The following is a 12,015-nucleotide window of genomic DNA, read 5'->3' on the forward strand; positions in this document are numbered from 1 at the left end:
TATTTTAAGTTTATTTAAAATGAATATCTGTTTTTTGCCCTGAATAATTTACCGTTTTCTGTCGGCCATCAGGAAGAACCAGGTTAAAACTCCTTGTCTCAATCATTCCTTTGTACTTCCCTTTCCGGGCAGCTATCGTCAATGTTTTTGATTTTTCGTTCCAGTGAAAAGGTATTTCTGTATAGAATCCTTTTTCGTAATTATAGTTATCGAATTCATCTTCGTATACAATGAAATCGGTATCGCTTCCCGGATAAACTTTTATGGTAAGATGATCCCATTTTTTCTCCGTTGCATATTGTACATCTGGCCCCAACGGAATGATGCTTCCTGCTTTTACATACAAAGGAATACTCTGAAGATTAACAGATTTCCGAATTTCTTTCCCTCCACTGTGTTTTTCATTGGTCCAGAAGTCGAACCAATCTGTTCCTTCCGGGAGATAAACTTTCACGCTTTTGTTTTGAGTAAAATCTATATTTGAAACCGAATTATCCTTATTGCTGTCGGTTTTATTCCAATCTTCATTTTCATCGGTTTTAACTGTCTTTTCAGGAGTATACTGGGCATTGAGAACCGGCGCCACCAGCAATGATTTTCCAAAAAGATATTCATTATTCATATCCCATGTTTTTTTGTCTGAAGGAAAATCCATGGAAAGAGGTCTCATAAAGCTGGACCCGTTTTTTGAAACATCATGGGAAACAGAATAGATATACGGTAACATGCTGTAACGCAGTCTGATGAATTTTTCTATCGCATCATAAACAACGTCTCCTTTATTCCCAAACTGATAAATTTCTCTCGCAACATCGGTTCCATGCGAGCGCATCATTGGTGTAAAGGTTCCATACTGCAGCCATCGGACATACAGTTCCTGGAACATTGGATTTTTTGAACCTCCATTTCTTTTGTAAGTACCAGCAAAGAAACCACCGATGTCAGAGTTGAAATTCGGATTTCCGGTTAGACTGAAATTCAATCCTGCCGGCACCTGTTTGCGCAATGTTTCCCAGGAAGAATTGACATCTCCGGACCAGGTGTTGGCTGCATATCTCTGCTGGCCTGCAAAAGCTGATCTTGTTAAAATAAAAACCCTTTTATCACTGGTGGTTTCACGCTGATGATCGTAAACACCGCCTACCGTCATCAGCGGATAAGCATTTCTTACTTTTCTGAATGAGCCAAGGTAGGTTTTAGTGTCCAGATCTTCTGCTTTCTGGCTGAGATGATCAGGTTCTGTTGAATCCATCCACCAGGAATCTACACCAAGGCTGAAAACGCCTTTGTTCAGATATTTCCAATAAATATTTCTGGCTTCAGGATTGTAAGCATCATAAACACGGACACCGGAAGGATAATTCATATCCGGAGGCCAGACATCACGGCCTGATTCAGGCCATGTACTTATATTGAAAAGCATACCCTTTGAATCCATTTCACGATATTGCCTGGTCATTGGCCCGAATGATGACCAGATGGAAACCGAAAGATGGGCATTCATATCATGGATATCCTGTATCATTTTTTTAGCATCCGGATAATCGGGGCTGATGAAGTCCATGGCATTCCACTGGTAATTATTTCCCCAGTATTGCCAATCCTGTATGATTCCGTCTAAAGGAACTTTCAGATCACGGTATTTTTTAACCACCTCTGTCAGCTCATCCTGGTTTTTGTAACGTTCTTTGCTTTGCCAGTAGCCATATGTCCATAAAGGAAGCATGGGTACATTTCCTGTGAGATCACGCATTCCGGCCACTACTCCATCTGCATTTTTACCGTAGATAAAGTAATAATCTATACCATCTCCCACTTCAGATGAGAAAGAGGTTTTCTGAGGTGTATCGGTAAATTGTGTGGGTGAATAGTTGTCCCAAAAAATGCCATACCCTTTTACAGACTGGAAAAAAGGCACAAAATCCCAGGTGTTATTCTGAATCATTTTTACATCGGTATTCCGCTGGGACATTTTTTCATTTTGCAGAATTCCCAGACCGTAGATCGGCTCGTCCTTTTCAAGCTGAAAATCCTGTCTTACGGAATAAGTCTGTGTTCCGGCATCATTGAATGGTTTGAAATCATTTGCGGTTTCTTTCAAAAGCTCTTTTCCGGATGGCAATGCATAAGTGATCACTCCATTTTTAGTATTAATGGAAAGCAGAAGGTCATTTGTTTTTAATGAAATAACATTATTTTTTTCTGAAACGGAGAATCTGATTTTCTGCTCCTGTTTAATGACCGACAAACTATTTTTGACAAATGATTTTCCGGCGGGATATTTAATAACCCTGATCGTATTTTCTCCATAAAATTTCACTTCAACATTCATATGATCAGCGAAAAACTTCAATCCTGAATCTGTTTTCTGATAAGACTGCGCACTGACATTTACCATTCCGGAAAACATAATGACTGTAATAATGGAAGTTTTGATGTTCATCTTTGTAAAGCTCATTTCATTTTAAATTTGAATTATTATATCATTACCTTAAAACATTGAAGCTGTTGCAACTTTTACATTTATTGTTTTTAACCACAAAAGACACAAAAGTTTTAAACACTTAAGTTTTTTCAGAGCCAGGCCTTATGCGTAATAAGTACACCTAAGTTTTTGTGAAAATCTTTGATTTTCGTCTTATGTGAACTTTTCTGCGGTCCCATTTTTAAACTTACTTAAGTGAGCTCAAGTGTTTTAAAATGGAAACCTTTTGTGACTTTTGTGGTTTTATAAAGTTTAAGCCACTTTATTATTTAAAAAGTACCTGGGCAAACTGATGCAGACTATTTCTCCAAACCGGCCATGTGTGGCCTCCCGGATAATCTGTGTACGTATATTTAATTCCGGTTTTATCCAGTTCTTTCAGCATTTTCTGACCGTTTTCATAAGCAATATCATCTTTTCCACCCATTGAAATCCAGAAATTTCTGATGTTGGATGAAAAAGCAGATTTATTTTCATTTAAAAATCTGTATTGCTTATCAGCAACATCCTGAAGCATTGGTAACATATATCCTGAGCTGAAAACTCCCAAACCGGAAAACATATCAGAATTCTGAATTCCGGCATACAGCGTATAAATTCCACCCATGGAAAGTCCTGCCAACGCACGGTTTTCTTTACCTTTTTTTATCCTGTAATTAGATTCGGCAAACGGAATGATGGATTCTTTCAGCTCTTTTTCAAACATCTGAAGATTGCGCTCTCCAAAGTTCCGGATTCCGCCTTGTCCGATATTTGCATCCGGCATAATGATGACCATTTTTTTTGCTTTTCCTTCTGCGATCAGATTATCCAGAATCAGATTGGTCTTGCCCTGGTTTGCCCAGCCGCTTTCATCTTCACCTCCGCCATGTAAAATATACAGTGCAGGATAAGATTCAGCAGGATTCTGATCGTAACCCGGTGGCGTGTAAATAAAAACTCTTCTCCAGGAATTGGTGACTTTGGAATAGAAATTTTTAATACGGATATCTCCATGAGGGACGTCTTTTAATGCATAGAAATCATCTCCTTCGAAAGGAATATCTATTCCACTGGCATACCTTCCCATTCCGTAGAATGTTTCGCTGGATGGGTCAGCAACCGCAACCCCGTCAATCAGAAGTGAATAATAATGGAAGCTTCCGCTTTGCGGATCAGTTGTACCTGTCCAGAAGCCATCAGCATCTTTTTTCAGGTCATATTTTTTCCCTAAATCGATCTGAACTTTTTGCGCTTCTGGTGCCTTCACTTTGAACATTACTCTTCCGTCGGGAAGGATTTGAGGATACTGGGCATTTCTTATATTAGTTGCTGCGGGAGTTCCCAAAACGGTAAATCCTTCAAACTTAGTTTTATCAACAGGCTTGAACAACAGCTGTGAAAAGATGTACAAATCATTTTTCCAGACCTTAAAATCATGGCCGCCCGGTTCTATATAAAAGATATGAGGGATTTTATTTTTTCTCAGATAATCGCTTGTTCTCTTGCTGAAAGGCATCAGCCCGTCTGCATCGCCACAGGAAATAAAGATCAGCTTCAGCTTTAATGCATCCTGTGGATTGGGTAAAAGCTTATTGGGCTCTTTTGTATTGGGTGCAGAAGAAAATGCTCCTAGCCAGGCAAACTTATCAATGTTTCCGAAAGCAAAATTCTGTGTCTGTCCGCCTCCCATTGACAATCCTGCCAAAGCACGGTTTTCACGGTCTTTTTTAACCGGATATTTTTTCTCTACAAACGGGATCAGGTCAGTCAGTAAATCTTTTTCAAAAGTTGCAAAAGCTTCCACTTTATCCGGAGCCATTATATTTCCCGTCGCTCTGTCATCCTTCATCGCACGGCCGTTGGGAAGTACAACAATCATCGGCTGCAGTTTTCCCTGTGCGTACAGATTATCCAGAATAATATTGGGTTTTCCCTGATTGAACCATTCTTTTTCATCCCCACCAATGCCGTGAAGAAGATAAAGAACAGGATATTTTTCACTTTTTTTAAATCCCGGCGGTGTGTAAACCAAAGCTTTTCTTGTTGTTCCAACGGTTTTTGACGGATACTGAATCGTGTCAATTTTCCCGTGGGAAACAGCAGCGTTTTCTACATCGAAACCCTGCGGCGCCTGTTGATCAAAAGTTTGTGCGGAAACTAACATTCCCGACAAAACAAGTCCTAAAGCCCATATAACTGATTTATTCATGATTTTTATTTGTATTTTTTACACTTATTAATTGAGATAAAAAAATAATAGGTATATTTTACTTACTGTTTACAACAGACTTTTATCTGATTCTTATTTTCCGGCTTCAGTGACTCTGAAAAAATCCACATCTACAAATCCTCCAGTATTTTTAGTAGCATAATTGAAAACTGCGAATTTTGATCCCATAAAAAATCTACGGTAATCAAAGATCATTTTGTAATCTTTTGCCATTTCCGTCCAGTTCTTCTTATCAGTACTGTAATAAAAGTCTGCAAGATCTTTCCCGAGGTTAAAATCAGCATCGATACGGAGGAAAATCTTATCAGAATTAAGAGGAATCCGTTTTTTTTCTTCCTTTTTAACTCCAGTAATGGCTTTTGTCTTATTGTCCAGACTCACTTCGTTGGTTGAAAAAACAATGAATTTTTCTTCACCTTCCTTTACTACTGACAAGATCCCGGAATCCCCGTTGAAGGCACTGAAACCCGCTACATCTCCATCTTTCATTCCTTTAAGATCCATTGCGACAACTGCTGAAGAAGTCGGACCCTCCATTCTCTGGGTCAAAGTGTTGGGAGCCGCGTACAGATTGTCTACTACCCTGCTGGTTTTCAGTCTCAGAAAGCCTTTTCTTTCAGATAAAGACCATGCTTCATTCACCGGATTATGATTCCATTGCCACTGGATTTTCATTGTTTTATCAGAGAACTCATCGCTTTCCACCAGATGATTTTTGGGTTTGAACGGCGGAAGCGGAACTTCTCCTTTCAAAGGAACTTTTCCGTTATCCCCCAGTACTGGCCAGTCATTTTCCCATTGTACAGGCAGAAGCAGCGGAACTCGTCCCACTCCGTTTCTGTCCTGGAAAATAAGAGAATACCAGTTTCCGTTTTTATCATCTATCAAAGCGCCCTGACCTGCATAGGAAAATCCTAAAAAATTATCTTCCAGAATTACTTTTTTCTCGTAAGGACCTGTCACTTTATTTGCTCTGTAAACTACCTGGCGGCGTTTCCCGTTTCTTGGCCATGATATCATCATCATATAATATTTTCCGTTTCTTTTGATGATCTGATTACCTTCCAGAAGTCCGGTTTCCGAAGCATCTTTCTGAAATACCTCAGTTCCATCCGGATTTCCGATCACTTCTTTAAAATCAGGACTCAGTTCAAAAACTTTGTTGGAAGTAAAAACGTATATCCTGTCATCATCAAAAAATAAAGAAGCATCATGAAAATGCCGTGTTCTGGTGATGAGTTTCCATTTTCCCTTTTCGGGATGATCAGTTACATAGAAATAAGATTTGAAAGGTTCATCATTCGGAGAAAACAAAACATAATATTTCCCTTTATGGTAGCGAATTGATGAAGCCCATTGGCCCCTGCCGTAAACGGTTCCGTTCAATAAATCATATTTTGAGTTGTCATTCAAAGTGTCAAAAACATACCCGGACATTTCCCAATGTACCAGATCCCTGGAATGCATTACCGGAGCTCCGGGCATCAGATGCATGGTGGTACTGATCAGGTAAAAATCATTTCCGTTTCTGGTAATGGATAAATCCGGTGCATCTGCCCAGATGATGGGATTGGTAAATGCAGTACTCTGTTTTCCGGAAGGATTTACCTGGGCTGAAAGAAGATTCAGCCCGATAAATCCCAATAAAGAAACTATATAAGATTTTTTGATTTTCACGTTTTTGATATTTTGGTTCGATTTGATTCTTTTCAGTCTTAAAAGGAAACACTTCGACAAGCTCAGTGTGACATTGCTAATACTAACTTAATTCGGTACAATATCATTGGAAGAGGTGCTGTAAAGCCCGATAAGGCTTCCTGTAAAACCTCCTGCTACATCAGTAGAAAGTATATCTCCTGAAACCGGCCCGCCAAGATTTTTGAAGTTTTTGCCATCCAAAGAATAATTGAAGCTATGTTCATCTTTATCGGCAACAACCTGCAGTTTAACCGGTTTGGATAATGAAATTTTCTCGCTGGCGATCAGCTTTGATTGTCCTTTTTCTGTTCTTTCCAATACGATGTAGAAATCTTTATCTTTTTTCGTGATTCCGAAAACATAATTGAATGTTTCACTTTGATAACAGGTAATTCCTGCCAGCTCTTTTTCTGATTTAGGTTTGAAATCCAGGGTTACAGAGGTTTCAAAGTCTTCGTGCTGCAATCTGTGAAATAATGCCGAAACCGGAGCCAACGATTTGATATTAGTCTCCATAGGATTCACTTTTACGCCATTTTTCGTGGCAGTAATGAAATTCTCACGCGGTCCGCGCATCGCAATCCATCGGAAATCAAGATTTTTATCGGTTAATTTGTCGTTATAGGTAAAGTTTCCGTTCGGAAAAAATCCGTTTTGCCCGGCTTGGTTCTGAACGCCCTGTGGCATTTTCAATTTTGGTTTCATCGGAACCAGGCCATTTTGGAACACAGGATACGTTCCACTCCAGTCTACAGGAAGAATGAACGTTTCACGGCCTTTGGTAACACGGTTGCTGACGTTCGGACGAATTGCTAAAAATACGCCATACCATTGTCCGTCCGGACCTTCCACCAAATCTGCGTGACCTGCCCAATCCACTTTTTCCTTTCTGTCTCTCGGAAAATATCTTTGCGTAAGAATTGGATTATTTTTAGCGGGAACAAACGGTCCTTTCGGAGAATCTGCCATAAAAATCACTTCGCTATGGTTACCTCCGGTTCCGCCTTCTGCACACATCAGGTAGTATTTACCGTTCTTTTTGTAAATATGGGGACCTTCAATCCAGATGGGTTTTTGGGAAAGATCCACGCCTCCGTTTACAATAATCTTATCCGAGCCCGCAACTACCTGGTCTTTTTCGAGATCATAGTCCCAAATCTTAATAACACGGTGGCCGTTGTACTGCTCAGTACCTTTCGGCGGAGCATCATTGTGAACGATATATGCTTTCCCATCATCATCAAAGAAAATAGAGGGATCAATACCATCAAAATTCAGTTTCTGAACTTCGCTCCATCCTTTTGCCGGATCTTTGGTTTTTACGACCATATTTCCAATACCACCTGCAAACTGGGTAGTAATCATATAAAAAGTATCGTTGTGCTTATTGTATTTGATATCCGGTGCATAAATTCCATGCGAAACGCCCGAATTTTCAACTTTAAGCTGGGAAGGCCTGTCCAAAACGTGTCCCACCTGCTTCCAGTTTACCAGATCTTTAGACGTGAAAATCGGAACGCCCGGAAACATTGAGAAAGAAGAGTTTACCAGGTAATAATCTTCGCCTTTTTTGGTGATGCTTGGGTCGGGATAACAGCCCTGTAAAATCGGGGAATAGAACTCGTCAGGTTTAAGAGGGTTGTCATTATATATTTTATCGTTTCCACGGTAATTAAAGTCGGAAAAAGTCTGTGCAGAGATGTTACTGATGGAAAGTAAAGCTGCCACTGCAATAACATGGGTTTTATTTCTTAAAAAAACAGGATTCATTAGACTCTTTTTCATATATAGATTTTTTAGTTTTTATTGTAATAGATTTAATTTCAGATAGTCTCTTCAGAGCTTTTATCACTCCATCTTAATGTATACACCTTCCCTGCTTCAGTAGGGAAATCATAGATAAGATCGGCTTTAATTTCAACAGAATTCAATTTTGCCTGATCAGAAATCAACGGTTTTGGAGTTTCCGGAATTTCAAATAAAGAATTCGGATTTTTACCTTCTGCTTTTCTCAGTTTTGTGTTTCCGGAAAGCTGCATTTCATTCGGAAGCCTTATTCTGCAGTTTCCTCCCGATCCGGATTTTATGGTAATTTCTTTTGCTTTATTATTTTCCCAGATAATACTGACTTCGAAACCTCCATAGGCTTTCAGCCCGGAAATGCTGCCGTTTTTCCACTCAACCGGAAGTGCGGGAAGAATGTCTATAAAACCGTTTTGAGTCTGCAGAAGCATTTCGGTAATCCCGGAAGTGCAGCCGAAATTTCCATCAATCTGGAATGGCGGATGGGCATCGAAAAGATTCGGATACGTTCCGCCTTTGCTGCCCCAACCGTCTTTTTCTACCAGCGTTAACTGATCTTTGATTAATTTATTGGCGTGATTCCCGTCTAATAATTTAGCCCAAAGATTGACTTTCCAGCCCATTGACCAGCCTGTGGACACGTCTCCGCGGTGAACGAGTACGGTTCTGGAAGCATCCAGCAATTCCGGTGTAGTAAACGGACTGATCTGGTTGGAAGGAAATAATCCGTACAAATGAGAAACATGCCTGTGGTTGTCTTTAGGATCGTCCAGGTCTTCCATCCATTCCTGCAATTGTCCATAGTTTCCGATTTTCATCGGTGGTAATTTTGAAATAATAGTGTTCCAGACCTGAATTTTGTCTGAATCTGTATTGAGAATCTGTGCCGCCTTTTTTGTCTTGGTGAACAGGTCGAACATCAACTGATTGTCCATTGTATTTCCCGCTGCCAGAGCACTTCCCTGGTGTCCCTGCGGAATATTTTCGGGAGACATAGACGGGCTTGCTACCAGCCAGTGATGCGCAGGCTCTTCAATCAGAAAATCTTCATAGAACAGTGCTGCAGATTTCAGAACAGGATAAATGGTTCGCAGATAGTTTTTGTCTCCGCTGTATAAATATTTTTCCCACAAATGTTGTGAAAGCCAGGCTCCGCCCATCGGCCACATTCCTGCATTGGCAAAATCCACCACTCCTGTTATTCTCCAGATATCGGTATTATGATGTGCTACCCAGCCACGGCTGTTGTACATTGTTTTTGCCGTTTCTTTTCCTGTTTCGCTCAAATCTTTTATCATCCGGATCAGCGGTTCATGCATTTCAGGAAGATTGGTTTTTTCTGCCGGCCAGTAATTCATTTCCGTATTAATGTTAATGGTATACTTGCTGTCCCAGGCCGGTTTATTGGAATTGTTCCAGATCCCCTGCAAATTCGCGGGCTGGCCACCCGGCTGAGAGGAAGAAATCAGGAGATAACGCCCGAACTGATAATATAATGAAACAAGTTCCGGATCATAATCTTTTGCAAAATTTTTAATCCTGATATCCGTTGGATTTTTTGAAGCTTCAGAAGTTCCTAAATCCAGATCTACTCTTTTAAAATAGTTCTGATAAACACTCAGATGGTTTTGAACTAAAGTTTTGAAACTTTTATTTGCCGCTGTTTCAATATACTTTCTGGCTTTTGCAACTTCGTCTGTATTTAAATTTTTATAGTCTGTAAAATTAGTCGCAATGGAAATTAGAATCATGACCTCATGAGCATTGCTTACTGAAATTCCGTCTTCTGAGATCTGGGTTTTGCCACCTTTGGTAATGAGTTTTGCCAGCGCATTGAATTTCACCTGTCCCTGAATGCCATCTAATGTGGAAGAAATCCCATCCATCTGTAAAGTATTGGCATCAATAGCTTTGACGTTCTTTTTAAGCTCGCTGTTGAATTTTGCTTTAAAATTCAGAGCATTTTTGTGATCTGAACTTAATTTAATAACGATTACATGATCAGGAATTGAGGCAAAAACTTCTCTTTTAAAATTAATGCCACCAGAGGTAAATGTAGTGGTTGCGATTGCTTTTTCAATGTCCAGTTCTCTGTAATAATTTCTGATACCCTTAAGATTATTCATATCCAGCGTAAAATCACCAATATTCTGAAATGCCGAACCATGAACTGTTTTTGCTGTTAACCCTTTATCAGCAAGGATCTGGGCTCTTTTATAATTTCCGTTAAATAAATAATATCGGATGGAATCAAGAACTTTTGGAGCATCCGGATTATCATTCCGGGAAGGACCTCCGGACCAGAATGTCCCTTCATTCAGCTGAAGTTTTTCCTGATAAGGGTCTCCATAGACCATAGCTGCCATGTTTCCGTTTCCTATGGGTAAAGCTTCCACCCATTGTTTTGCGGGTTTATCATACCACAGTTTATACTTTCCTCCTTTCTGGGCAAAGGAAAATATACTGATCAGAAGACCTGTGGTTATGTAAAGCCCGGATTTCATTTTTATTTTTTAAATTTCAAACTGTATTACTTTTATATTAAGCTGTTTTCTTTCTGTTCATCAACGAAATGAGTCCCCAGGCTGCAACATATGAAATTCCTGCAATAAAGAAAATAATATTGTAACCGCCATTGACGTTTCCTGCCTTTTTGAATGTATCCAAAACAATCCCGATGAACAACGGAAAAATAATTCCTGCCGCAGAACCGAGCATTCCTCCAAAACCAATGACAGAGCTGACATAGCTGTTAGGCAACTGATCTCCGACCGTGGTCATAAGATTGGCTCCCCAACCCTGGTGTGCGGCTGTTGCAAAAGCAATGATAATCGTGATCATCCACATATTATCTACATATTTTGAGAACATGACCGGAACCACCATCAAAGCAAACAATAACATGGTAATGCTTCTGGCCCTTCCAATAGCCCATCCTTTTTTGATCAGAAATGATGAGAGATAACCTCCGCCAATACTTCCGATGGTAGTTCCACTGTAAATAATAATCAATGGAAGGGATGGTTTTGTTAAATCCATTTTGAATACATCCGAGAAATAGGCCGGCAGCCAGAACATAAAGAAATACCAGATAGGATCGGTTAACATTTTACCGATGGCAAATGACCATGTTACTTTATATTTCAGTAATTCCGATAAAGGAATTTTGGTTTTTTCCTCTGCTTTTTCAGCCTGATCACTTTTTATGTACTGCAGTTCTTCCTTGCTGATATTTTTGGCTTTTTCCGGTACGGTATAAAATTTCCACCAAAGAACAATCCAAACCATACCCAAAGCACCAATCCACACAAAGGTCTGTCTCCAGCCGTAATGCCCAAGAATGAACGGAACCAATAGCGGCGCCAAAATGGCTCCCACCGTTGCTCCTGAGTTAAAAATTCCCGTTGCCAGTGCTCTTTCTTTTTTGGGAAACCATTCAGCCACTGATTTGATGGCAGCAGGGAAATTTCCTGCTTCACTGATGCCTAAGGTACTTCTCGCAATGATAAACCCGATGGTACTTTTTACAAAACCGTGTCCTATAGAGGCCAAACTCCATACAATAAGGGAAACTGCATACCCGATTTTGGTTCCCACCCTGTCTATAAACCTTCCCATGGCCATATAACCGATGGCATAAGTCGTGGTAAAAGCCATGACGATATAACTGTAATCTTTTTCATCCCAGCTGAATTCTTTTTCCAGCACAGGTTTCAGCAAACCCATTACCTGACGGTCAAGGTAATTGATCGTAGTGGCGAGAAAGACAAGGGACAGCATCCACCATCTTATATTACGGTTTTGAGGAGCCTGCATT

The 12,015-nt window shown here is 40.0% G+C and carries 6 protein-coding genes; all 6 read right to left on the minus strand.

What is annotated here, in order from left to right; all coding sequences use genetic code 11:
* Nucleotides 1–10 precede the first annotated feature (10 nt).
* The 6 genes from DRF59_RS00640 to DRF59_RS00665 all read right to left on the minus strand — a co-directional run bounded on the left by DRF59_RS00640 (nucleotide 11) and on the right by DRF59_RS00665 (nucleotide 12,014).
* Nucleotides 11–2,458, minus strand: coding sequence for a glycoside hydrolase family 31 protein (locus tag DRF59_RS00640; protein WP_206606735.1), 2,448 nt, complete (start codon nucleotides 2,456–2,458; stop codon nucleotides 11–13).
* 292 nt (nucleotides 2,459–2,750) lie between these two features.
* Nucleotides 2,751–4,676 carry an alpha/beta hydrolase-fold protein gene (locus DRF59_RS00645; protein WP_115956370.1) on the minus strand — a complete coding sequence of 642 codons (1,926 nt, stop codon included), beginning with the start codon at nucleotides 4,674–4,676 and terminating at the stop codon, nucleotides 2,751–2,753.
* A 93-nt stretch (nucleotides 4,677–4,769) separates the two neighbouring features.
* Entirely contained in the window at nucleotides 4,770–6,374 is a 1,605-nt protein-coding gene (locus DRF59_RS00650) for a glycoside hydrolase family 43 protein (RefSeq protein ID WP_185144892.1), read from the minus strand.
* 87 nt (nucleotides 6,375–6,461) lie between these two features.
* Nucleotides 6,462–8,180, minus strand: coding sequence for a glycoside hydrolase family 43 protein (locus DRF59_RS00655; RefSeq protein ID WP_115956371.1), 1,719 nt, complete (start codon nucleotides 8,178–8,180; stop codon nucleotides 6,462–6,464).
* A gap of 38 nt (nucleotides 8,181–8,218) precedes the next feature.
* Nucleotides 8,219–10,702 carry a glycoside hydrolase family 95 protein gene (locus DRF59_RS00660; RefSeq protein WP_115956372.1) on the minus strand — a complete coding sequence of 828 codons (2,484 nt, stop codon included), beginning with the start codon at nucleotides 10,700–10,702 and terminating at the stop codon, nucleotides 8,219–8,221.
* A gap of 37 nt (nucleotides 10,703–10,739) precedes the next feature.
* On the minus strand, nucleotides 10,740–12,014 hold the full coding sequence (locus tag DRF59_RS00665) for an MFS transporter (protein ID WP_115956373.1): 1,275 nt from the start codon (nucleotides 12,012–12,014) through the stop codon (nucleotides 10,740–10,742).
* Nucleotide 12,015: the final 1 nt, after the last annotated feature.

This window comes from Chryseobacterium flavum, assembly GCF_003385595.1.
Classification (GTDB): domain Bacteria; phylum Bacteroidota; class Bacteroidia; order Flavobacteriales; family Weeksellaceae; genus Chryseobacterium; species Chryseobacterium flavum.

Excerpts from the sequence above, each read along its gene's own strand:
- DRF59_RS00665 (WP_115956373.1), bottom strand. The coding sequence starts at position 12,014 with ATGCAGGCTCCTCAAAACCGTAATATAAGATGGTGGATGCTGTCCCTT.
- DRF59_RS00655 (WP_115956371.1), bottom strand. The coding sequence starts at position 8,180 with ATGAAAAAGAGTCTAATGAATCCTGTTTTTTTAAGAAATAAAACCCAT.
- DRF59_RS00640 (WP_206606735.1), bottom strand. The coding sequence starts at position 2,458 with ATGAGCTTTACAAAGATGAACATCAAAACTTCCATTATTACAGTCATT.
- DRF59_RS00645 (WP_115956370.1), bottom strand. The coding sequence starts at position 4,676 with ATGAATAAATCAGTTATATGGGCTTTAGGACTTGTTTTGTCGGGAATG.
- DRF59_RS00660 (WP_115956372.1), bottom strand. The coding sequence starts at position 10,702 with ATGAAATCCGGGCTTTACATAACCACAGGTCTTCTGATCAGTATATTT.